The organism is Luteimonas kalidii, assembly GCF_029887935.1.
Classification (GTDB): Bacteria; Pseudomonadota; Gammaproteobacteria; order Xanthomonadales; family Xanthomonadaceae; genus Luteimonas; species Luteimonas kalidii.
The window spans coordinates 776,272-799,745 of record NZ_JARXRO010000020.1; the positions used below are offsets into that span (position 1 = coordinate 776,272).

Genomic DNA, 23,474 nt, shown 5'->3' on the forward strand with positions numbered 1-23,474 from the left:
CCCCCGGTCACCAGGACGCGCCTCGGCGCTTCCGGCGCGGCCGCGCTTCGTCGAGCGATGCTGCGTGGGAATTCGGGTGGAAGGCGCGCCCTGTCGCCCGGGCGCCGCTCTTCCCTCGGTCAGGGCATCCTGCCCTGACTCGGGCGCGCGCCATCCATGGCGCGCTCGACGCGACCCCCGGTCGCCAGGACGCGCCCCGGCGCTTCCGGCAGCGCGGCGCTTCTTCGCAGCCGGCTGACTCGGAGATAGCGATGCCGAGTCTAGATTGCACATTGGGCAATGCAGTGGCTTTGTGTCTGTCCGGAGCGACGCGGCCACACGCACCCGAAGAGACGTGACGTAACGCCACCGCGCAGCGGCGCCCCGGGCAGGGGACGCGCAAGCGGCACACGGATGTGCCGCGGCCGCGANCCCCTGCCCGGGGCGCTGCGGGGCCTTCCGGAGGCGCGGGGCGCCCCCAAAATAATCTTGTAGCGTCTCGGGTCCGGATACGTGGACCTGTTGTCGATCGACTCGGCCCGGGCCCCGGGTGCGCTTCGCTTACCCGGGCCACACGGCGATGCGGCCGCCCCCGGGTGCGTTTTGCTTGCCCGGGCTACGATCGGATCAGAACGCCCAGCGCATGACCAGCTGGTAGCTGGGACCGGCTTCCTCGGTTTCCAGTTCGTACTCGTCGTAGTCGCGGTCGATCTGGTCGCCGAGCGTGTCGAACTTGTCGAAGAACTCGTCCTTCGACGCGTCGAGCAGGTTCGAGGCCGACAACCGCACCGACACGCTGTCGCCGAAGCGCTTCTCCACGAACGCCTCGAGGTCTGCGCCGTAGCGGATCTTCACTTCCTCGGCGAGGATGCGCGTGTAGGCATCGCCCTGCTTGCGATAGGACAGACCGAAGCTGGATTCGAGCGTCGGCAGGTCCTGGATGAAGCCGACGTTGAAGGTCGAACGCGCCTGGTCGTTGAAGCGGCGCTCGCCCAGGAAGTCATCCACCTTCGAATCGACCCAGGCGTAATTCATGAACACGCCGGTGTGTTCCATGCCGAACGCGCTCAGCGGCGTGGAGAGGTCGAACTCGATGCCGTACACCTGGCCGTCGCCGACGTTGGCCGAGGAGAACACGAAGCTTTCGGCCGGCTCGGCCGCCATCGCCTCCTCGATCGTGGCGTAGTCGCCGTCCTCGACCAGCTCCTCCCACACCGCGATCGCCTCCTCGCTCGGCGCGCCGGTGTTCACCAGCTCGATCAGGTCCTTGACGTCGCGGTAGAACACGTTGACGCCGAACACGCCGCGGCGGCCGAGGCGGCGCTCGTAGCCGAAATCCAGTCCGTTCGCGTTCTCGGCGTCGAGCTGCGGGTTGCCGATGTAGTCGTTGTCGCCGAACTCGCCGTCGAGCATGGCGGGCACCAGTTCGTTGAAGTTCGGGCGCTTCACGCTGCGGGCGAGCGACAGGCTCAGGCGGTCGGCGTCGGTGAGGTCCCACTTCAGGTGCAGCGACGGCAGCAGTTCGTCGTAATCCTTGGTCGATGCGCCTTCGGTTTCGCCATCCTCGATGTAGCGGATCTCCGATTCGGTGGTCTCCAGGCGCAGGCCCGCTTCCCACGACACGATGCCGGCCTGGCCGGAGAACATCAGGTACGGGTCGAGCCGGGTCTCTTCGATCACGCTCTCGACGGTGCCGTCGATTTCATAGACCACCGGGTCGCCTTCGGCCTCGGCCGCCCACTCGTAGAACGTGTGGTCGATGTCGCGCTCCTTGCGGCGGTAATCGACGCCGAATTCCATTTCCGTCGAGGCGCCGACGTCGCGCTTGTGGGCGATCTCGAAGCGCGTTTCCGCGTCCTTGGCGTCGATCGCCAGCGATTCAGCCTCCGACTCGTCCCATTCGCCGTCGACGTAGGCGTGCGCCTCCTCGCTTTCCACGCTGTCGTCCTCGAAGCGCGCGTGGTCGACACCGAGTTCGGTGGTGCCACCGGCCATGTCGAAGCGATACTCCACGCCCAGGCCCCAGTTCTTCTGGTCGACGGTGGAGCGGCCGGGCACGTCGGCGGTGATCACCTCGCCGTCGTCGTACTCCTCCTCGAACGAGACCTCGGTGATGTCGCGGTCGGTCTTCACGAAGAAGCCGTCGACGCCCAGGCGGCCGGTCTCGCCCACGTCGACGGTGTAGGAGACATTGCCCGAGTAGTCGCGGCCGTCCTTGACCTCGGTCTGGTCTTCCCAGCTCACGAGTTCGTCCATCGACGGGTCGGAGAACCGGTCCGAGCGCTTGATCTTGGCGCGGTAGCGGTCCTGCACGTTGATGCCCGCGAGCACGCGCCCGCCCAGGGCCTCGCCGCTGGTCACGGCGCCGAAGGTCGGGTTCACCTCGCCGTCGAAGGCGCGGTTCACGCCCACGCGCAGGTAGCTGCCGTCGAACGCGTAGGCATCGCGCAGGATGATGTTGATCGCGCCGGCCACGGCGTCGCCGGACCGGTTGGCGCTGTTGCTGCGCAGGATCTCGATCCGGTCGACCATCTCGGCCGGGATGCGGTCGACCCAGAACGAGCGGTCGTCGCCGGCCCCCGGGACCTGCTTGCCGTTGATCAGGATCTGGGTGTAGCCGCCGCCCAGGCCGCGCAGCTGCACGCCGTCGTATTCGCCGATATCGGACCCGACGAACGCCGCGCCCGGCAGGCGCTTGACCATGTCGCCGACGGTGTTGGGCTCGAAGCGCTGGAAATATTCCAGGTCGTAACTGAGCACCGGTGCGGTGTCGTCGGTGCGGTTTCGGTAGGCGATCTCGCCCTGGACCACGACCGCGTCGAGGTCCTTGGGATCGCCGGCGACGGCGGCGGCCGCGTCGGCAGCGGTGTTCGCGTCGGGCGCGGCGAACGCGCCGCCGGCCGGCAGCAGCAGGGCGCAGGCGAGTGCGCGTGACAGGCCGATGGCCAGTGCGTGACGTGTCATGTGTGGGGTCTGCGGGTGGGAAATGAACGAAACTTTCACCCGGCGATATGTCGCTGACATGACAGCGCAAAGACTCCGTCACGATCCGAGGGGGACGCGGCGCGCGATTCTCGGGAATGTCACATTTGCGTCATACGATCCTGCGCTTCCCCAAGACCGTTCCGAAGCGACCATGACCATTGATCTCCGCCACCTGCCGCTGGCGCTCGCGCTCCTGTCCCTTGCCGCGTGCACAACCACGCCACCCGCCGACGCGCCCGCGACTGCGAACCCGCCCGCGGCCGTCGACCGCGAGCCCGACGAGTACGAGGCCGACGACGTCCTGCTGCGCGACCACGACGTGCCGCACGTGGTGGTGGCCGAGGCGTTCGTCACCGCGTCGACGCCGGACGACAACATCGATTCGCCGGCCAGCTGGATGGACGGCGGCCGACGGATGCTGGTGGCCACCGCCAAGGCGAGCGACCAGCTGGTCGTGTACGACGGGGCCACCGGCGCCCGGCTGCGTGCGGTCGGCGGCAGCGGCGACGGCCCGGGACAGCTGCGGCGTCCGAACGGCGTGGCCACCGTCGACGACCGCGTGCTGTTCGTGGTCGAGCGCGACAACCGCCGCTTGCAGGCGTTCTCGCTGCCGGGGCTCGAGCCGCTGCTGTCGTTCGGCCAAGACGGGCTGCGCCAGCCCTACGGCCTGTGGGTGCGTCCGCACGATGGCGGCTACGAGGTGCTGGTGAGCGATGCCTACATGGCGGGCGAGGACGCGGAAGGCGAGGACATCGTGCCGCCACTGGCCGAGCTCGGCCAGCGTTTCCGCCGCTACCAGGTGGGCGAGCGCGACGGCGCCTGGAGCGCGCGCGAAACCGGGACCTTCGGCGACACCACCGCGGCCGGCGCGATCCGCGTGCCCGAATCGCTGTTCGGCGATGCCGCGAACGATCGCCTGCTGGTCGCCGAGGAAGACGTACCGACCGGCACACGCCTGCGCGAGTACGACCTGCAGGGCCGCTACCGCGGGCGGGACGTCGGTGCCGGGCAGTACGTCGCGCAGGCCGAGGGCATCGCGCTGATGGAGTGCAGGGATGGCAGCGGCTGGTGGGTGGCGAGCGACCAGTTCGCAGATCGCACCGTGTTCCACCTGTTCGACCGCACCCGCCTGGCGCACGTGGGCTCGTTCGCGGGCCAGGTCACCGGGCTGACCGACGGGGTGTGGCTGGACCCGCGCGGCGACGCGCGCTTTCCCGACGGCGTGTTCTATGCCTCGCACCTCGACGCAGCGGTGGCCGCGTTCGACTGGCGCGACATCGCCGCCGCGCTGAAGCTGCCCGCATGCGCGCGCTGATCGGACGTACCACCGGCGCGCTGGCGCTCGCGGCCGCGCTGCTGTCGGCGCCGGCATGGTCATCCCTGGACGCGCGCGAGACAACGCGCGAACCCACACGCGAGCCCGAACCGAACACGCGCGTTCCCGCGGGCGTGCGCCTCTATCTGCCGACGGTGTTTCCCGACCGCATCGTCGCCTCGCCGGTGCAGGACGCGGGCGAGGGCCTGGCGGTGGCCTGGCGCACCGACGCGTCCGTGCAGGCGCCGCTGCTGGAGATCGTGGAAGCGGGTGATTCGCCCGACCTGGGCGAGCCGCGCCGCATCCGCAGCGAAACCCGCCCGCTACGCTCGGACAACGGCCTCGCGCACCACCATCTCGCGGAGGTCGACGACCTGGTCGCCGACACGCTGTACGCCTGGCGCGTGCAGGGCGGCGGCACCTGGAGCGCATGGCACCACACCCGTACCGCGGCGGCACCCGACGCTCCGCTGACCCTGCTGTATTTCGGCGACACCCAGAACAAGAACGTCAGCCTGACCACGCGCGTGGTGCGCGAGGCCATGCGGCACGCGCCCGACGCGCGCCTGGCCCTGTTCGCCGGCGACCTGGTCAGCGGCGGCGACGGCGAGGACGACGTCGAGTGGGGCGAGTGGTTCGAGGCCGCGGGAGCGCTGCCGACGTCGCTGGTGGTGGCGCCGGCCGCGGGCAACCACGAGCACTTCGAGGAGTTCGAGGACACGCCGCGCGAGCGCCGCGTGCTCGGCGCGCACTGGCCGCTGCAGTTCTCGCTGCCCGGCAACGGGGCGCCCGGCGCGGAGCGCACGACGTACTGGTTCGACTACCAGGACGTGCGCATCGCGGTGCTCGACGGCACCTCGGCGCTCGACCTGGGCACCGCGCAGGCGCAGGCGCGCTGGCTGGACGGGGTGCTCGCGCGGGATCCACCGCGCTGGAGCATCGTCATGATCCACCAGCCGTTCTATTCGCCGCGCGCCGGGCGCGACAACGCCGAATTGCGCGAGCACCTGCTGCCGGTGATCCGTCGCCACGGCGTGGACCTGGTGCTGCAGGGGCACGACCACGTCTACGGTCGTCGTCTGGACGAGGACGGCCGCCTGCCGGTGTTCGCGGTTTCGGTGACCGGGGCGAAGCAGTACCGGCTCTCGCCCGGCGCGCGCGACACCATGGCGCCGGTGGCCGAGGACACCCAGCTGTTCCAGGTCATCCGCATCGAGGGCGATCGCCTGCGCTACGAGGCGCGCACCGCCACCGGACGCCTGTACGACGCGTTTGAATTGACGGGCGCGCGCGGCGCGCGCCGTCTGGTCGAACAGATGGACAGCCGCATAGACCGGCGCCTGTGTGCGCGCGCCGAGACGCTCAAGGGACGCAGCGACCGCTGCTGGGAGTGAACGCCGTGCGCGAGCATGCCCAGCGGTGCCGCCGCCGTCCCGCTGCGGGACGCACGCACGCGCGTCGTTCCACGGCGCTCGCGTGCGCGCTGCTGGCGCTGGCCATGCCGCTCGCGGCGATCGCGAAACCGCCGCCCGAGGACCGGGTACGCCACCCTTTCCTGGCCGCGCAGCCGGACGACATCCCGGCATCCGCCGTGATGGCGGTGGAAATCCCCGCCGGCGGCGCGATCAAGTACGAGATCGGCAGCGACGGCCTGGTGTTCGTCGACCGCTTCCTGCCGATGCCGGTCGCGTATCCGGCCAACTACGGATCGTTGCCACGCACGCTCGCCGGCGACGGCGATCCGCTCGATGCCCTGGTACTGACGCGCGCGCCGCTGCCGCCGGGCGTACTGGTGCGCTTCCGGCCGGTCGGCGTGCTGCGCATGGTCGACGCCGGCGAACGCGACGAGAAGCTCGTCGGTGTGCCGGTGGACGCGGTCGATGCCGGCTACGCGGACATCCGCGACATCGGCGACGTGCCGGCCGCCGAGCGCGACCGCATCGAGGCGTTCTTCCGCCTCTACAAGGACACGGGCCACGGCGCGAACCCGGTGCAGCTGTCGGGTTTCGGCGACGCGGCCGAAGCCCGCGCGCTGCTGCGAGAGGCGATCGCGCGCTTCGCGGCGCGGGACGCCGCCACGCCCTGACCATCGCGTCGCGCCATGTGCGCGACGCATCCGGCGTATCGATGCGTCAGGCGGCCTGCGCCGCCGACTGCCGCGGCCCTTCGCGCAGCGCCTTGCCCACCATCGACACCAGCAGTTCGAGCTCGTCGGCAGTGGTCTCGAAGCGCGGGGTGAAGCGCAGCGAGTTGGCCCCACCATGGATCACGCCGATGCCCTGTTCGCGCAGCCACTCCTCGGTGGAGCCGGCGCCGTAGCACTTGAACTGCGGCGCGAGTTCGCACGAGAACAGCAGTCCGGTGCCCTGGACCTTCGTGATCAGCCCGCCGAGTTCGGCCTTCAGCGCCTCCAGCCGTGCCACCGCCTCCCTGCCGCGCTCGCGGATGTTGGCGCGCAGCGCCGGCGTGATCGCGTCCAGCACCACGCAGGCCACGTCCAGCGCGCGCGGGTTGGTGGTCATGGTGTTGCCGTACACCCCGCTGCGGTACAGCGCGGCGGTACTGTCCGTCACGGCGAGCACCGACAGCGGGTACTGGCCGGCGTTGAGCGCCTTGGAATAGGTTTCCATGTCCGGCGCCTGGCAGCCCTCGAAGCCGGGGTAGTCGACGATCGACAGCACGCCGTGCACGCGCAGGCCGGCCTGGATCGAGTCCACCAGCAGCAGCGAGCCGTGGGCGCGGGTGAGCTCGCGCGCCACATCGTAGAACGCGCGCGGCAGGGCGCGTCCCGGGTCGCCTTCGCCCATCACCGGCTCCAGGAACACCGCCTCGACGAACCAGCCGTTGGCCTCGGCATCGGCGAACGCGCGGCGCAGCGCATCGGCGTCGTAGGGCTCGACCGCGATCAGCGAATCCTCGCCACGGAAGCTGGCCAGGTGCTTGAGATAGGTCTTGCGGGTGGAGTCGGAATACAGCGCCGGGCGTTCGGTGCGGCCGTGGAAGCTGCCCTTGACCACGATCCGCTTCACCTTCGCGCCGGCGTGGCGTCCACCGGCCTCGGTCATCTGCAGGGTGTTGACGTCGGCGATGCGCGCGGCGAGCCCGACCGCCTCGGAGCCCGAGTTCAGGCACAGGAAGCGCGCGAACGGGCAGCCGCCGATGCTGTGCCCGATCTCGCGACGCAGCGCGCGGTCGAACCGCAGCTGCGAGAGGTTCGGCGTCATCACGTTGGCCATGGCCTGCGGGCGCGCCATCGCCTCCAGCACCGCCGCCGGGGCGTGGCCGAAGCCGAGCATGCCGTAGCCGCCGGAGTCGTGCACCACCGCGCCTTTCAGCGTCACGATCCACGGCCCGCGCGCGGTCAGGGCGACGTACGGGTTCACCGCATCGGTGGCGTAGAAATTCACGTAGCCGGCCTGCACTGCCTCGATCTGCGCGGACTCGTCCAGTTCGAGGAGGTCGGCGAAGTCGTCGCGCAGGCGCGCGTACTCGCACGCTGCGGCATCGATCGCCTGGCGCAGCTCGGGGTGGCTCGCGGAGAGCCGCTCGATGGTGGCGTCGTCGAGTCCGGTGGTGCGGCGCTGGCCGCCATGGGCGCGCAGCGGGGCGAGGGCGTCGGTCACGGGCATCGTGCGGTCTCCTGCGTTGGAAGACCCGCGGCCCGGAGCGTCGGGCGCGGGTCGCCTGGATGGCGCCAGGCGCACATGGCGGCGGGCGAAGCCCCTATTATCTCGATCCTGTCGGCACAAGGTAGGGCGGATCTGCGCAATATTCCGTATGATTTCGTCGAATCGACGAAACTTTTGCGCATTTCATGAAGATCACCCCGGCCGATGCCCAGCTCCTGTCCGCGCTGCGCGAGAACGCCCGCGCCTCGACCGCGGAGATCGCGCGCCGGCTCGGACTGTCGCGCACCACGGTGCAGAGCCGGATCGACCGGCTCGAGCGCGAGGACGTGATCCGCGGCTACACCGTGCGCGTGAACGAGGAGGTCGAACGCGGCCACGTCCGCGCCCATATCCTGATCACCGTGCTGCCGAAACAGATGCCGGCCGTGGTGCAGGCGCTGCGCGGCATGCCCGAGGTGCGCAGCCTGCATTCGGTGAGCGGCGCGCACGACCTGGTCGCGATGGGGGTGGTGCCCGGCGTGGCCGACATGGACGATCTCACCGACCGCATCGGCGCGGTGCCGGGCGTCGAGCGCACCACTTCGGCGGTGATCCTGTCGACCAAGTTCGAGCGCTAGGCCGAAAGCCGGGCCGCCCTACAATTCCGCGATGAAGAAATCCGACTTCAACTACGCGCTGCCGCCGGAGCTGATCGCGCAGGCGCCGCTGCCGAAGCGCTCGGCGAGCCGGATGCTGGTGGTGCCGCCGGAGGATGCGCCGCTGGTCGACGCCCAGGTGCGCGACCTGGGCGAGTGGCTGCGCCCGGGCGACCTGCTGGTGTTCAACGACACCCGGGTGATCCCGGCGCGGCTGTTCGGGCAGAAGGCCACCGGCGGGCGGGTCGAGATCCTGATCGAACGCCTGCTCCCCGACAACGAGGCGCGCGCCCAGGTCGGCGCCAGCAAGCCGCCGAAGCCGGGTGGGCGCATCGCGCTCGATGCCGGCGGCACGGCCGAGGTGCTGGGGCGCGAGGGCGAGTTCTACCACCTGCGGTTCGAGGTCGACGGCGCGCTGGAATCGTGGCTGCTGGAAGCCGGTCGCCTGCCGCTGCCGCCCTACATCCGCCGCGAGCCCGGGCGCGACGACGCCGAACGCTACCAGACCGTGTTCGCGCGCGAGGTCGGCGCGGTCGCTGCGCCCACTGCGGGACTGCACTTCGACGATGCGCTGCTGGCGGACCTGCGCGCGCGCGGAATCGTCTTCGGCCACGTCACCCTGCACGTGGGCGCGGGCACCTTCCAGCCGGTGCGCGAGGACGACGTGCGTGCGCACCACATGCACAGCGAGTGGCTGAACGTGGGCGCCGAACTCGTGGCCCAGGTGCGGCGTACCCGTGAGGCGGGCGGCCGGGTGGTGGCGGTGGGGACGACGGTGGTGCGCGCGCTGGAGAGCGCGATGCACGAGGGCGAACTGCATCCGTTCGCGGGTGAGACCCGCATCTTCATCTTCCCCGGCTACCGCATCCGCAGCGTCGACGCGCTGCTGACCAACTTCCACCTGCCCGAGTCGACCCTGCTGATGCTGGTGTCCGCCTTCGCCGGCCGCGAGCGGATCCTGGCCGCCTACGCGCATGCGGTGCAGGCGCGCTACCGCTTCTTCTCCTACGGCGACGCGATGCTGCTGTTTCCACGCGGACCGGACCCGGCCTGACCCTCGCGCGGTGGCGGGGTTGGGGTCCAAATGAGTACAATTCTCATTACCGCTGACGCGCCGGGACGGTTGCCCGCGTGTCGCCCCCCGGTCCCGAGGAACGTCCCATGCCCGCCACGTCGCGCTTCTCCCGTCTGTTCGCACTGCCCGCCGCCGCCCTGCTGCTCGCCGCCTGCGGCGGGGGCACGCCGGCGCCGACCGCCGACAGCGAGGTGGAGGGCGCCGAAGCCGGCAGCGCTCCGGGCGTGGTCAACCTCTACACCACCCGCGAGCCCGGGCTGATCCAGCCGCTGCTGGACGCCTTCACCGAACGCACCGGCACCCGCGTCAACACGGTCTTCGTGCGCGACGGGCTGCTCGAGCGCGTGCAGGCCGAAGGCGAGCGCTCGCCGGCCGACGTGCTGATGACCGTCGATACCGGCAACCTGCTCGACCTGGTCGGCGCCGGCATCACCCAGCCGGTGCAGTCTCAGGTGCTGGCCGACGCCATCCCCGCGCACCTGCGCGGCGCGGACGGAAAGTGGTTCGCGCTCTCGCTGCGCGACCGCATCCTGTATGCCGACAGGGATCTCGCGCTGGACGCCTTCAGCTACGAGGAACTCGCGGATCCCAGATGGAAGGGCAAGGTGTGCATCCGCTCCGGCCAGCACCCGTACAACACCAGCCTGATCGCGGCGATGATCGCCCACCGCGGCGTGGAGGCGACCGAGACCTGGTTGCGCGGGGTCAAGGCCAACCTGGCGCGCAAGGCCGCCGGCGGCGACCGAGACGTGGCGCGCGACATCCTCGCCGGCATCTGCGAGATCGGCATCGCCAACGCCTACTACGTCGGCCGCATGAAGAACGCAGAGCCCGGCAGCGAGCAGCACCAGTGGGGCGAGGCGATCAAGGTCATCCGCCCGACCTTCGCCAGCGTCGAGGGCGGCGGTACCCACGTGAACATCAGTGGCGCCGCGGTGGCCGCGCACGCGCCCAACCGCGACCACGCCGTGGCGCTGCTCGAATACCTGGTCTCCGACGAGGCGCAGAGCCTGTATGCACGCGCGAACTACGAGTATCCGGTCAAGGCCGGCGTCGAGCTCGATCCGGTGGTCGCCAGCTTCGGCGAGATGAAGGTGGATGCACTGCCGTTGGCGAAGATCGCCGAGCATCGCCGCCAGGCGAGCGAACTCGTCGACCGGGTCGGCTTCGAGAACTGACCGCGCGCCGGACGATGCGCGGGCACGATGCGCCGCCCGGGCCGGATAGGGCCAGTGGGCCACTGGCGCGGCGCGTGCGCAGGTTGACGCGCCCATGAGCGTCGCCGCCCCGGAGCTGCCGGCCGGCACGCTGCGCGTTCGGCGTCGGCCGGATGCCTGGCTGCTGGCCGCAGGCGCCATTGCCGGCCTCGTGCTGCTCCCACTGCTGGCGCTGGCGTGGACCGCCGCGCAGGGCAGCGATGCCTGGCCGCATGTCGCCGCCCATGTGCTGCCCCAGGCCGCTCGCAACACGCTGTGGCTGCTGCTGGGCGTGGGGTCGCTGGCGATCGCGATCGGCACCGGCAGCGCGTGGCTGGTGACCGCCTACGATTTCCCCGGGCGTCGGATCATGGCCTGGGCGCTGCTGCTGCCGCTGGCCGTACCCACCTACATCGTCGCCTACGCCTATCTCGACCTGCTGCATCCGCTGGGACCGGTGCAGGGCGCGATCCGCGGCGTGCTCGGCTTTGAGGGCCCGCGCGAGTTCCGCCTGCCCGACATCCGCGGTCTGGCCGGCTGCATCGTGCTGCTCGGGCTGGTGCTGTATCCGTACGTGTACATCACCACCCGCGCGATGTTCATGACCCAGGCGGCCGGCCTGCTGGACGCCGCGCGCTCGCTCGGGGCAGGTCGCACGGCGCTGTTCACCCGGGTCGCGCTGCCGCTGGCGCGGCCGGCGATCGCGGTGGGTGCGGCACTGGCGCTGCTGGAAACGCTGGGCGACATCGGCGCGTCGGAATTCCTCGGCGTGCAGACGCTCACCGTGTCGGTGTACACCACCTGGGTCACGCGCAGCGACCTGCCCGGTGCGGCGCAGATCGCGCTGTCGATGCTGGCGGTGGTGGTGGCGCTGCTGGCGCTGGAACGCTACGGGCGCCGGCGCGAGCGGTACGCCGCCACGATGCGGCCGCGGCCGATGCAGCCGGTGCCGCTGGGCGGCATGTCGCGCTGGGGCGCGCTGACGCTGGCGGCGCTGCCTGTCCTGCTGGGCTTCGTGGCGCCCGCCGGCTACCTGGCCGTCGAAAGCATGCAGCGACTGGCCGACGGCGCAGGTGTCCCGCCGATGCTCTGGCGCAGCGCGTGGAATACCGTGCGGGTCGCATTGCTGGCGACGCTGGCCACGCTGGTCGCCGGCCTGGTGCTGGCCTGGGCGCTGCGGCTGGCGCAGGCGCGGCGCCGGACGAGCGTCGCCACGGCGGCGCTGCGGATCGGTGGCCTGGGCTACGCGCTGCCCGGCACCGTGCTCGCGATCGGCCTGCTGCTGCCGCTGGCCTGGTTCGACGACGCCGCGAACGTGCTGCTGCGCGCGATCGGGCAGGAACCGCGCATGCTGCTGATGGGTTCGGTGGGCGCGCTGGTGCTGGCCTACGTGCTGCGTTTCCTGGTGATCGCGGCCGGCGGGATCGAGGCCGGCTTCGCGCGCATCGCGCCCTCGCTCGACCAGGCCGCGCGCAGCCTGGGCGCGGCGCCGCGGCGGGTGCTGGCGCGCGTGCACCTGCCGCTGCTGCGGCCGGCGCTGGCCGCGGCGGCGCTGCTGGTGTTCGTGGACACGATGAAGGAACTGCCGGCCACCCTGCTGCTGCGCCCGCTCGGATTCGAGACCCTGGCCACCTGGCTGTACGCCGACGCCGCGCGCGGCGCCTACGAGGACGGCGCGCTCGCGGCGCTGCTGATCGTGCTGGCCGGGCTGCTGCCGGTGATCCTGCTGGCGCGCACCGGCCTGCGCTACGGACGCGAGGTGGCGCCATGAGCGCGCCGCTGCTCGCGCTGGAGGACCTGCGCGTGGCCTATCCGGCCGCCGGCGGCGAACGGGTGGTGGTGGATGGCCTGTCGCTGGCGCTGGAACGCGGTGCGATCGGTTGCCTGCTCGGCGCCTCGGGCTGCGGCAAGACCACGGTCCTGCGCGCGATCGCCGGCTTCGAGCCGGTGCGGGCCGGGCGCGTGGTGCTCGTCGGGCGCGAACTCTCCCGCGCCGATGCGATGGTGCCGCCCGAGCAGCGTGCCATCGGCATGATGTTCCAGGACTACGCGCTGTTCCCGCACCTGGATGTCGCCGGCAACGTGGGCTTCGGGCTCGCCGGCCGGTCGCGCGCGCAACGGCGTGCGCGCATCGACGAGGTGCTCGCGCTGGTGGGACTGGGCGACCGCGCCGGCGCGTATCCGCACGAGCTGTCGGGCGGCCAGCAGCAGCGGGTCGCACTGGCGCGCGCGCTGGCGCCGTCGCCGCCGCTGCTGTTGCTGGACGAGCCGTTCTCCAACCTCGACATCGACACCCGCGAGCACCTGGCCGCCGAACTGCGAACGATCCTGCGACAGACCGGCACCACCGCGCTGCTGGTCACCCACGACCAGGCCGAGGCGTTCGCGATCGCCGATGCGATCGGGGTGATGGATCGCGGCCGGATCCTGCAGTGGGCGGACGCGCAGACGCTGTACGCCCGGCCGGCCGACCCGTTCGTGGCCGGCTTCATCGGCCGCGGCAGCGTGCTGGCGGCGGGCGCGGTGGGACTCGCCGGGGGCGGGACGGTGCTGGTGCGACCGGACCGGCTGGTGCCGGATCCGGCGGGTGCGATCCATGCCGAAGTGATGGAGGTGACGTTCCGCGGGCCGGGACGGGTGGCACTGCTGCGGCTGGCGGGCGGGGAACGGGTCGAGGTCGACCTGCCGGCGGATGCGGCGGCGCAGGCAGGGACGAGGCTCGCGCTGCGGCTTGTGGAGACGGGGCTGGTGCTCTTTCGCTAGCCGGCTCGGCGGGTGCGGGCGCGGGTGCGGGCCGGCCTACAATGCGCGCGTCGCGATGCATGCCGCTGCATCGGTTCTGCCGATCGCCGGGCCGTGGCGGGACGTTACGCGTCCGCCGTCGTCCGGTGGTCGAGGGTGCCCCGTCGCGCGCCGGCAGGCCGCATGCGGCACGCATCCCATGATCCGTCCTCCCGGGCGAAGGCCGCGCATCGCCGCCGGCAGTCCGGTCCTCCGCTATGGCAATCAGGCACCCCATGTCCCGCATGCAGTTCGAACTTGCCACCACCGACGGCGCCGCGCGCCGGGGGCGGCTGACGTTCCCGCGCGGAACGGTGGAGACGCCGGCCTTCATGCCGGTGGGCACCTACGGCACGGTCAAGGGCATGCTGCCCGACCAGCTGCGGGCGCTGGGCGCGCAGATCATCCTCGGCAACACCTTCCACCTCTACCTGCGGCCGGGGCTGGAGGTGATCCAGGCGCACGGCGGGCTGCACGGCTTCGCGCGCTGGGACGGGCCGATCCTCACCGACTCGGGCGGGTTCCAGGTGTTCTCGCTGGCCCACAAGCGCAAGATCACCGAGGCCGGAGTGACCTTCGCCGCGCCCACCGACGGCTCCAAGGTGTTCCTCGGGCCCGAGGAGTCGATGCACATCCAGAGGGTGCTCGGCAGCGATGTCGTGATGATCTTCGACGAATGCCCGCCGGTGCAGGTCGACGGCCAGCCGGTGGACCGGCGCGTGGTCGAGCGCTCGATGGAGTTGTCGCTGCGCTGGGCCGAGCGCAGCCGCCGCGCCCACGAAGGCAGCGACGCGGCCCTGTTCGGCATCGTCCAGGGCGGCGTGCACCGCGACCTGCGCACGCGCTCGGCCGATGGGCTGAAAGCCATCGGCTTCGACGGTTACGCCATCGGCGGCCTGGCGGTGGGCGAGACCGAAGCCGAGCGCAATGCGATGCTCGAGCACACCGCGCCGCAGCTGCCGGTGGACCGCCCGCGCTACCTGATGGGGGTGGGCCGCCCGGAGGACCTGGTCGAGGCGGTAGCGCGCGGCGTGGACATGTTCGACTGCGTGATGCCGACCCGCAACGCGCGCAACGGCCACTACTTCACCTCCACCGGCGTGGTCCGGGTGCGCAACGCGACGTACGAGAAGGACCTGCGGCCGATCGAGGAAGGCTGCGGTTGCCCGGCCTGCGCCGGCCGCTACAGCCGCGCCTACCTGCGCCACCTCGACCGCTGCGGCGAGATGCTGGGCCCGATCCTGGGCACCCTGCACAACCTCTGGTACTACCAGTCGCTCATGGCGGGCATGCGCGGGGCGATCGAGGCGGGAACCTTCGCCGCCTTCCGCGAGTCCTTCCACGCGGCCCGCGGGGTCCGCTGAGGACCCGCCAGCCCGCTCCGAACCGCTCCGAACCCGCCCGGCCCCTGCCCGCAGGCCGCCCCGCCCGGGGCCGGCACCCCGGCATGGCATAATTCACGGCTGTTTTCCGCCAGATGGACCCGATCCGATGAACCTGCTCGACCTGCTGATCGCCCCGGCCCACGCCCAGGCCGCCGGCGCCGCCCCCCAGGGAGGCGGACTGAGTTTCCTGATCATGCCCATCGTGCTGATCGCGATCATGTACTTCCTGATGATCCGCCCGCAGATGAAGCGCCAGAAGGAACACCGCGGCATGCTCGAGAAGCTCGCGGTCGGCGACGAGGTCATCACCAGCGGCGGCATCGCCGGGGTGGTGCGCGCGCTGGGCGAGAGCTTCGTGACCGTGGAGATCGCCGACCGGGTCGAGATCCGGGTGCAGAAGGGTGCGATCGCCAACGTGCTGCCCAAGGGTTCGCTCAAGGCCGCCTGATCCGGCGGACCCGCGACGTCGCCGGCCGGTCGCCGGCGGCGCGACGCGACCGCACCCGACGTCCCGCCCGTCCCGGGCGGGCACGGGGCCGGGCCGGACGGCCCGCGCCTCCCTCCGCAAGCGAAGCCCGCAATGCTCGACTTTCCCCGCTGGAAATACGCCCTCATCCTGGTCGTGGTGCTGCTCAGCGCGCTCTACGCCGCGCCGAACCTGTTCCAGAAGGATCCTTCGGTCCAGGTCACGAAGAACCGTCCGGCCGCGGTCGTCGACGAGGCGCTGGTCGAGCGCGTGCGTTCGATCCTCGACGAGGCGGGTGTCGCCGGCGGCGAGATCTCGCTCGAGGGCGAGCAGGTGCTGGTGCGCCTTCCCGACGCCACCACCCAGACGCGCGCGGCCGACGCCCTGCGCCCGGCGCTGGGCGAGGAGTACTCCGCGGCGCTGAACCTCGTGCCGACCACGCCGGCGTGGCTGGAATCGTTCGGCGCACGACCCATGTCGCTGGGCCTGGACCTGCAGGGCGGCGTGCACTTCATGATGCAGGTCGACCAGAAGGCGGCGCTTGAAAAGCGCGTCGACGCCTATGCCGACGCCATCCGCGCGGCGCTGCGCGAGGCGCGCATCGGCTACACGGGCGCCGAGCGCCGGCCCGACGACAGCGTGCTGGTCACGCTCACCGGCGGGGCCGACGTGGACGCCGCACGCACCGCGATCGCCACCGCGCTCGCAGGCGTCGGCACCTCCACCGCGATGGGCACCGGCGGCCCGCTGATCGAGGTCGACGGCAGCCGCATCCACGTGCGCCTGTCGGAGGGCGAGCTCAACCGCATCGCGACCGACGCGATCGAGCAGAACCGCAACGTCATCGCCAACCGCATCAACGCCATCGGCGTCGCCGAGCCGGTGCTGCAGCGCCAGGGCGAGGACCGGCTGGTGATCCAGCTGCCAGGACTGCAGGACACCGCCGAGGCCAAGCGCCTGATCGGCGCCACCGCCACGCTCGAGTTCCGCGCCGTCACCGGCGACGAGTCACAGGCCGCCGCCGCGCTGGCCGACAACAACGTGCCCGCCGGCTCGCGCATCTACCGCGACCAGAACGGCCAGCCGCTGCTGCTCTCGCGGCGGCTGCTGGTGTCGGGCGACGAACTGGTCAACGCGCAACCGCAGACCGATCCGCAGACCGGCCTGCCGGCGGTGAGCATCACGCTCAACGCCGCCGGCGGACAGCGCATGCTCGACCACACCCTGGAGAACGTCGGCAACCGGCTCGGCATCGTGTACGTGGAGCGGATCCCGACCGTGACCGTGGTCGACGGCGAGGAAGTGCGCTCGGCGCGCACGGTCGAGCGCGTGATCAGCTCGTCCACCATCCGTGGCGTGTTCGGCAAGGATTTCCAGACCACCGGGCTCAGCCGCGAGGAAGCCGCGGCCCTGGCCAAGCAGCTCAAGGCCGGTGCGCTCGCCGCGCCGATGGATTTCGTGGAGGAGAACGTGATCGGCCCGACCCTGGGCGCCGAGAACGTCTCCCGCGGCACCCGGGCGGTGATGTACGCGTTCGTGTTCACCCTGGTGTTCTTCGCCCTCTACTACCGCATGTTCGGCCTGATCACCTGCGTGGCGCTGCTGCTGAACCTGCTGATGGTGGTGGCGGTGATGAGCCTGTTCGGCGCCACGATGACGCTGCCGGGCTTCGCCGGCCTGGCGCTGTCGATCGGCATGTCGGTCGACGCGAACGTGCTGATCAACGAACGCATACGCGAGGAGCTGCGGGCCGGTCTGCCGCCACGCACGGCGATCGCCAGCGGTTACGACAAGGCGTCGGGCACCATCTTCGACTCCAACATGACCGCGCTGCTGGCGGGCATCGCGCTGTACGCCTTCGGCACCGGGCCGCTGCGCGGTTTCGCGGTGACGATGGTGATCGGCATCCTGACCTCGGTGTTCACCGCGGTCACCGTCTCGCGCGGCGTGGCCACCCTGATCTACGGCGGCCGTCGCAAACTCAAGTCGATCGCGATCTGACCGGCAGCAGGAAGACACATGGCACTGTTCCCACTGAAACTCATCCCGGCCGAAACCCGCATCGACTTCATGCGCTGGCGGCTGGTCACGGTCGTGTTCATGCTGGCGATCATGATCGCCTCGATCGCCCTGGTCGCCACGCGCGGCTTCAACTACGCGCTCGACTTCACCGGCGGCACCTCGGTGGAGCTGCTGTTCGAGCGTCCGGCCGACGTGGACGCGGTGCGCGACCGGCTCGAGGCCGCCGGCTACCCGGGCGCCCAGGTGCAGACCATGGGCACCGCGACCGACCTGATGATCCGGCTGCAGCCCAAGGGCGGCGCCAGCGACGCGGAAGCCATCAATCGCACGGCGGACGACGTGCTGGCCGCGGCGTCCACGGCCGACAACGCCGCCACCATCAAGGGCCGCTCGTACGTCGGCCCGCAGGTGGGCCAGGACCTGGCGAAGAAGGGCATCTACGCCATCGTGTTCGTGGTGCTGGGATTCCTGATCTACATCGCGTTCCGTTTCGAGTGGAAGTTCGCGGTCTCGGCGATCATCACCACCCTGGGCGACGTGGTGATCGTGGCCGGCTGGTTCTCGCTGTCCGGGCGCGAGTTCGACCTCACCCTGCTGGCCGGCCTGCTGACGGTGATGGGCTTCTCGATCAACGACACCATCGTGGTCTTCGACCGCGTGCGCGAGAACTTCCGCACCATGCGCGCCGGGCCGCTGGAGGTGCTCAACACCTCGATCAACCAGACCCTGTCGCGCACCATCATCACCTCGGTGGTGGCATTCCTGACCGTGCTCGCGCTGTACCTCTACGGCGGCGGTTCGCTGGAGGGCATGTCGGAGGCGATGATGATCGGCATCGCGATCGGCACCGCCTCGTCGATCCTGGTGGCCTGCCCGCTGTTGACGATGGGCGTGCTGCGCGTGACCAAGCAGGACCTGCTGCCCAAGGCGCGCGACGAGGAGGCGCTGGCGCGCAGGCCCTGAGCGCCACGACGGGCCGCGCCTGATCGGCGCCCCTGCGGAAATGCAGAAGGCCGCGCATTGTGCGGCCTTCTGCTGTGCGATCCGGTGGAAGGCGTGTCGTCAGCGCCGCCGACGTGGCGCGACGCGTCCAGGCGATCGCCTCAGCCGAACTCCCTGGCGTAGCCGCTGGCCACGATCGCCTTCTGCAGCGCGTCGGTGACCTTGAGGTTGCCGGCGATCAGCGGCCGGCCCTGGCCCATGGCGATGTGCATCGGTCCGGTGCCGGCGCCCTTGAAGTCGGTGACCCGGCCACCGGCCTCGCGCACCAGCAGCACGCCGGCAGCGATGTCCCAGGGCTGCACGCCGGCCTCGAAGTAGGCGTCGCAGCGCCCCGCGGCGACCCAGGCCAGGTCGAGCGCGGCAGAACCCGTGCGGCGCACGTCCTCGGCCTCCTTGAGCAGCAGCTTGATGCAGTCGAGGTGGGCGTCGACCCGCGCGCGCTCGCGCGGCGGGAAGCCGGTGGCGAGCATGGTGCCCGTCAGGTCCTTGCGCTCGGCCACGCGGATGCGCTTGTCGTTGAGCTGGGCGCCGGCGCCGCGGCTGGCGATGAACAGCTCGTTGCGCAGCGGGTCGAACACCACGCCGTGCACGGGCTCGGGTCCCTCGCACAGCGCGATCGACACGCACCAGTGCGGGATGCCGTGCAGGTAGTTGCTGGTGCCGTCGAGGGGGTCGATCACCCAGGTGTGGCGGCTGGGGCCGCGGTTGCCCTTCTGCGCGCCGCCTTCCTCGCCGAGGATGGCGTAGTCGGGATTGGCCCGGCGCAGCTCCTTGATGATCGCTTCCTCGGCCAGGCCGTCGACCTCGCTGGCATAGTCCAGGCGATCCTTCTCGACCACGTTCAGCGCGTCCAGCCGGTGCATGTGCCGCAGCAGGACGTTGCCCCCGGCGCGCGCGGCCTTGACCATGACGTTGACGGCTGGGGCGAGCATTGCGGACTCCGTGGGGCGGGCGGGGTGATCGGCGGGGGGAAAGAACGGTCCGGCGCCGTGGCCGGGCGCGCAGTTTAACATCGCGCCATGAGCGAACTCCTGCACGCGGCCGACCGCATCCGCATCGTCCTGGTCGGCACCCAGCACCCCGGCAACATCGGCTCGGCGGCCCGCGCCATGAAGACCATGGGCCTGCACCGGCTGGTGCTGGTCGCGCCCGAGCGCTTCCCGCATGCCGATGCCGTCGCGATGGCCGCGGGCGCGGGCGACGTGCTCGACGCCGCGCCGCGGGTGTCGCACCTGGCCGAGGCGGTGGCCGATTGCCGGCTGGTGCTGGGCTGCACGGCGCGCAGCCGCCGCATCGCGCTGGACGAACTGCTGCCGGGGGACGCCGCGAGCCGCGCGGTCGCCACCGCAGCCGTATCGGCCGACACGCAGGTGGCGCTGGTGTTCGGGCGCGAGCGCACCGGCCTGGACAACGACGAGCTGCAGCTGTGCCACGCCGCGGTGACGATCCCGGCCGATCCTGGCTACAGCTCGCTCAACCTGGCCGCCGCGGTGCAGGTGCTGTGCTACGAACTGCGGATGGCGATGCTCGGGCTGCGCGCGCTCGCGCCGGCCGCCGCGGCGGCGCCGGCGCCCGATGGCGACGTGCCCGCCAGCCATGCCGAACTGGAGGGATTCTTCGCGCAGCTGGGCGACACGCTGGATGCGATCGATTTCCACAAGGGCCGTGCACCCGCATCGGCGATGCGCAAGCTGCGCCGGATCTTCCTGCGCGCATCGCTCGATGATCGCGACGTGCGCCTGTTGCGCGGCGTGCTGGCCGACGCCCAGCGCATGGCGAGGCTGGCGGGCGAGCGCGGGGGCTGACGTCCTGCCGCGCCGGATGAGCCGACGCTGCGCCGGCACACGGCCGCGCTACCGGGGCCTCGGGTTTTCCGCTAGGCTCGCGGCCGTGCCCGCCCTGAACCGGATCCGTCCCTTGCCTGCGTCGTCCTCCGGTTCCGGTCGTCTGCGCTGGCTGCTGGTGCTGTGCCTGGCGCTGCTGGCGCCGGCGCGCGCGGACGACGGCGTCCTGGTGCTGGGCCGCATCAGCGACGATCCCGGGGCCCACTACGAACAGCTCGAGCCGCTGCTCGACTACGTCGTGCCCAGGATGGCCGACGTCGGCATCCGCGAAGGCCGCGTCCTGATGGCGCGCGACGCCCAGCAGATGCAGAGCTACATGCGTCGCGGCCGGGTCGACTGGGTGACCGAGACCGCGGGCACCGCCATGGTCCTGGCCGACCGCGGCGGCGCGCAGCCGCTGCTGATGACCGAGCGCGACGGCGTGGCCGGCTACCGCACGCTGTACTTCGTCCGTGCCGACAGTCCGGTGCGCACGATCGCCGACCTGCGCGGGCGCAGCATCGCGTTCCAGAACCGGTTCTCGACCAGTTCCTACTACGTGCCCGCGATCGAACTGCTCGACGAGGGGCTGCGGCTGGAGGTGCTGCTCTCGCCGATGGACCGGCCGGCGCCCGATTCGGTCGGCTACGTGTTCGGCCGTTCCGAGCTCAACGTCTCGGCCTGGGTACACAAGGGCCTGGTCGACGCCGGGGCCATGAGCAACCTGGACTGGATCAACCCGCAGCGGGTGCCGCCCTCGTACCGGCGCGACTTCCGCATCGTGCGCGAGACGCCCGAGTTCCCGCGTGCGCTGGAGATGGTGCGCGGCGACCTCGAGCCGCGGGTGCGCGAGCGGCTGCGCGAGGTGCTGCTCGGCGCGGCCGACGACCCCGACGCGCGCGAGGCGCTGCTGCGCTTCTTCAAGACCACGCGTTTCGTGCCGATCGATGCGCAGACCACGCGCGCGCTGGATGGACTTCGGCGCGGCGTAGCGCGGGTCTCGCGGGAGGTGGAATGAAGCCGCGCCTGGGCCTGCGCGGGCGGTTCGCGCTGTTGGCGGCGGTGGTGTTGCTGGCGGTGCTGGCGATGGTGGCGCTGGTCTGGCACCGCCAGGACGCCATGCATCGCGACACCCAGCAGCTGGGGCTGCAGTCGATCCAGGATTTCTCGTCGCGACGCCTGCTCTCGCACGGGCGTGCGGCGACGCTGCAGCTGGCCGATGCGCTGGTGAACCCGCTGTACTACTTCGACCTCGACGCGATCGGCGTGGCCGCGCGCGGCATGCTGCGCCAGCCCGACGTGAGCTATGTGATCGTCTACGACAACGAAGGCCAGGTGATCCACGACGGCAGCGCCGACATCTCCACCTACGGCCAGGCGATGTCGGATCCGTTCGCCTACGAGGTGCTGGCCCTGGATGGCGCGCACGTGCAGTCCAGCGGCACCCTGGTCGACATCGCCGCGCCGATCCGGATCGGCGACCAGCGCCTGGGCGGCGTGCGCGTCGGCTATTCGCTGGCCGCGGCCAAGGCCGACGAACGCCAGGTCGGCGGGATCATGGCCGCGCGCCTGGCCCAGATCGGGCGCAGCCAGCTGCTCTGGCTGGGCCTGCTGCTGGCGGGCATGGTCGCGCTGCTGGCGGCGATCGTGGTGGTGCTGCAGCGGGCCCTGGTCTCGCCGGTGCGCCAGCTGGCCGATGCCGCGCGCGCGATCGAGGCGGGGCGGCTCGACGCCGACGTACCGACCAGCCGGCGCGACGACGAGGTGGGCGACCTCATGCGCGCATTCGCGCACATGCGCGACAGCCTGGTGCGCCACGACCGCGACATCCGCCGCATGGCCTATACCGACGCGCTGACCGGACTGTCCAACCGGCTCGCGTTCCGCGAACTGCTCGACCAGCGCGTGGCCCAGGGCCACGGCTCGGCCCGGCAGCTGGCGCTGCTGTTCGCGGACATCGACGACTTCAAGCGGGTCAACGACACCATCGGCCACGACGCGGGCGACGAAGTGCTGATGCAGTTCTCCGGCCGCATCCGCGACGTCATCGACCAGCTCGGTGGCCCGGGCGCGGAACTGGCGCGCTTCGGGGGCGACGAGTTCGTGATCCTGCTGCAGGGCGCGGTGGTCGAGGACGACATCCGCGCGCGCGCCGAGCGCCTGGCCGAAGCGCTGGTGCGCGAACTGGGACGGCCGATCACCGTGCACGGGCGCCAGGTGTTCCTGGGCATCTCGATCGGGATCGCGCTGTTCCCGGACGATGCCGGCGATGTGTCCGCGCTGATGAAGAACGGCGACATCGCGATGTACCAGGCCAAGGTCGCGGGCAAGAACTGCCACCGCTTCTACAGCCGGGTGATGGACCAGGCGGTCGAACGCCGGGTGCGCATGGAGCAGGACCTGCGCGGGGCCTGGGAACGCGGCGAGCTGAGCCTGGCCTACCAGCCGGTGTACCGGCTCGAGGACGGCAAGCTTGCCGGCGCCGAGGCGCTGCTGCGCTGGCGCCATCCCGAGCACGGGCCGGTGTCGCCCTCGCTGTTCATCGATGTGGCCGAGCAGAGCGGCCTGATCGAGGTGATCGGGCCGCAGGTCCTGCGCGCGGCGTGCATGGACGCGCGCGGCTGGCAGCGCGACTTCCCGGCCGCGCGCGGGCTGTTCGTTTCGGTCAACGTGTCCGCCCGCCAGCTGCGCGCGAGCGACCTGGCGACCCAGGTCGAGGCGGTGCTGCGCGAGACCGGGCTGGCGCCGCAGCATCTGCACATCGAGCTGACCGAGACCGCGGTGATCGGCGACGAGGCGCGCGTGAGCAGCCTGCTGGCGCGCCTGCGCAGCGCCGGGGTCAAGGTGTGGCTGGACGATTTCGGTACCGGATTCTCGGGCCTGAGCCACCTGCGGCGGGTGCCGGTGGACGGGGTCAAGATCGACCGCAGCTTCATCGCCGACGTGCTGCGCGATCCGGACGATCTCGCGCTCACCACCGCGATCATCGCGATGGCGCATTCGCTGGGCATCCATGTCGTGGCCGAGGGCGTGGAGAAGGAAGGCCAGTACGCGATCCTGCGCGAGCGCGGCTGCGACATGGCCCAGGGCTTCTGGCTGGGCCATCCGGTGCACAACCACGAGTTCACCCGCCTGCTCGCCTAGGCGGGGACGCCGCAGGCAGGGCGTCGGGTCCTTGCCG

The 23,474-nt window shown here is 71.3% G+C and carries 18 protein-coding genes; 15 read left to right on the top strand and 3 right to left on the bottom strand.

From position 1 onward, the window contains the following. Positions 1 to 606 precede the first annotated feature (606 nt). Positions 607 to 2,943 (bottom strand): TonB-dependent receptor plug domain-containing protein, encoded by a 2,337-nt coding sequence (locus QFW81_RS17095; protein WP_280580422.1) that lies wholly within the window; start codon positions 2,941 to 2,943, stop codon positions 607 to 609. 172 nt (positions 2,944 to 3,115) lie between these two features. On the opposite strand from QFW81_RS17095, the gene QFW81_RS17100 reads away from it, so the two are divergent. The 3 genes from QFW81_RS17100 (at position 3,116) to QFW81_RS17110 (ending at position 6,365) form a co-directional block, all read left to right on the top strand. Further along, positions 3,116 to 4,279 carry a phytase gene (locus QFW81_RS17100; RefSeq protein WP_280580423.1) on the top strand — a complete coding sequence of 388 codons (1,164 nt, stop codon included), beginning with the start codon at positions 3,116 to 3,118 and terminating at the stop codon, positions 4,277 to 4,279. Further along, entirely contained in the window at positions 4,267 to 5,673 is a 1,407-nt protein-coding gene (locus QFW81_RS17105; protein WP_331488095.1) for a purple acid phosphatase family protein, read from the top strand. Before QFW81_RS17100 ends, QFW81_RS17105 begins: the two co-directional genes overlap by 13 nt. 104 nt (positions 5,674 to 5,777) lie before the next feature. Continuing rightward, positions 5,778 to 6,365, top strand: coding sequence for an inorganic diphosphatase (locus QFW81_RS17110; RefSeq protein ID WP_280580559.1), 588 nt, complete (start codon positions 5,778 to 5,780; stop codon positions 6,363 to 6,365). 46 nt (positions 6,366 to 6,411) lie between these two features. On the opposite strand, the gene QFW81_RS17115 is transcribed toward QFW81_RS17110, so the two are convergent. Next, positions 6,412 to 7,908, bottom strand: a complete 1,497-nt coding sequence (locus QFW81_RS17115; protein WP_280580424.1) for an aminotransferase class III-fold pyridoxal phosphate-dependent enzyme — start codon at positions 7,906 to 7,908, stop codon at positions 6,412 to 6,414. Between the two features lie 185 nt (positions 7,909 to 8,093). Here QFW81_RS17115 and QFW81_RS17120 point away from each other — a divergent pair, with 185 nt between their 5' ends. The 9 genes from QFW81_RS17120 to secF all read left to right on the top strand — a co-directional run bounded on the left by QFW81_RS17120 (position 8,094) and on the right by secF (position 18,431). After that, positions 8,094 to 8,525, top strand: coding sequence for an Lrp/AsnC family transcriptional regulator (locus tag QFW81_RS17120; protein ID WP_280580425.1), 432 nt, complete (start codon positions 8,094 to 8,096; stop codon positions 8,523 to 8,525). A 31-nt stretch (positions 8,526 to 8,556) separates the two neighbouring features. Beyond that, a complete protein-coding gene (gene queA, locus QFW81_RS17125) occupies positions 8,557 to 9,597 on the top strand; it encodes a tRNA preQ1(34) S-adenosylmethionine ribosyltransferase-isomerase QueA (RefSeq protein ID WP_280580426.1) in 1,041 nt (346 codons plus the stop codon). A 107-nt stretch (positions 9,598 to 9,704) separates the two neighbouring features. After that, entirely contained in the window at positions 9,705 to 10,796 is a 1,092-nt protein-coding gene (locus QFW81_RS17130; protein ID WP_280580427.1) for a Fe(3+) ABC transporter substrate-binding protein, read from the top strand. A 94-nt stretch (positions 10,797 to 10,890) separates the two neighbouring features. Further along, positions 10,891 to 12,585 carry an ABC transporter permease gene (locus QFW81_RS17135; protein ID WP_280580428.1) on the top strand — a complete coding sequence of 565 codons (1,695 nt, stop codon included), beginning with the start codon at positions 10,891 to 10,893 and terminating at the stop codon, positions 12,583 to 12,585. Beyond that, positions 12,582 to 13,577: an ABC transporter ATP-binding protein gene (locus QFW81_RS17140; RefSeq protein ID WP_280580429.1), complete on the top strand. Its 996-nt coding sequence runs from the start codon at positions 12,582 to 12,584 to the stop codon at positions 13,575 to 13,577. The genes QFW81_RS17135 and QFW81_RS17140 overlap by 4 nt, the downstream gene beginning before the upstream one ends. Positions 13,578 to 13,831: 254 nt before the next feature. Beyond that, a complete protein-coding gene (gene tgt / locus QFW81_RS17145) occupies positions 13,832 to 14,959 on the top strand; it encodes a tRNA guanosine(34) transglycosylase Tgt (RefSeq protein ID WP_280580430.1) in 1,128 nt (375 codons plus the stop codon). A 127-nt stretch (positions 14,960 to 15,086) separates the two neighbouring features. Continuing rightward, entirely contained in the window at positions 15,087 to 15,428 is a 342-nt protein-coding gene (yajC, locus tag QFW81_RS17150) for a preprotein translocase subunit YajC (protein ID WP_280580431.1), read from the top strand. Between the two features lie 132 nt (positions 15,429 to 15,560). Next, the gene (gene secD / locus QFW81_RS17155) at positions 15,561 to 17,447 is read left to right on the top strand and encodes a protein translocase subunit SecD (protein ID WP_280580432.1); all 1,887 of its coding nucleotides are present in this window, start codon (positions 15,561 to 15,563) and stop codon (positions 17,445 to 17,447) included. An 18-nt stretch (positions 17,448 to 17,465) separates the two neighbouring features. After that, positions 17,466 to 18,431, top strand: coding sequence for a protein translocase subunit SecF (secF, locus tag QFW81_RS17160; protein WP_280580433.1), 966 nt, complete (start codon positions 17,466 to 17,468; stop codon positions 18,429 to 18,431). A gap of 140 nt (positions 18,432 to 18,571) precedes the next feature. On the opposite strand, the gene QFW81_RS17165 is transcribed toward secF, so the two are convergent. Further along, positions 18,572 to 19,402, bottom strand: a complete 831-nt coding sequence (locus tag QFW81_RS17165) for an inositol monophosphatase family protein (RefSeq protein ID WP_280580434.1) — start codon at positions 19,400 to 19,402, stop codon at positions 18,572 to 18,574. Positions 19,403 to 19,501: 99 nt separating this feature from the next. Between QFW81_RS17165 and QFW81_RS17170 the strand changes: the two genes are divergently transcribed. The 3 genes from QFW81_RS17170 to QFW81_RS17180 all read left to right on the top strand — a co-directional run bounded on the left by QFW81_RS17170 (position 19,502) and on the right by QFW81_RS17180 (position 23,437). Next, positions 19,502 to 20,275, top strand: a complete 774-nt coding sequence (locus QFW81_RS17170; RefSeq protein ID WP_280580560.1) for an RNA methyltransferase — start codon at positions 19,502 to 19,504, stop codon at positions 20,273 to 20,275. Between the two features lie 112 nt (positions 20,276 to 20,387). Next, positions 20,388 to 21,311: a phosphate/phosphite/phosphonate ABC transporter substrate-binding protein gene (locus QFW81_RS17175; protein ID WP_425604065.1), complete on the top strand. Its 924-nt coding sequence runs from the start codon at positions 20,388 to 20,390 to the stop codon at positions 21,309 to 21,311. Then, complete coding sequence (locus tag QFW81_RS17180; protein WP_280580435.1) at positions 21,308 to 23,437, top strand: putative bifunctional diguanylate cyclase/phosphodiesterase; 2,130 nt, start codon at positions 21,308 to 21,310, stop codon at positions 23,435 to 23,437. The genes QFW81_RS17175 and QFW81_RS17180 overlap by 4 nt, the downstream gene beginning before the upstream one ends. Positions 23,438 to 23,474: the final 37 nt, after the last annotated feature.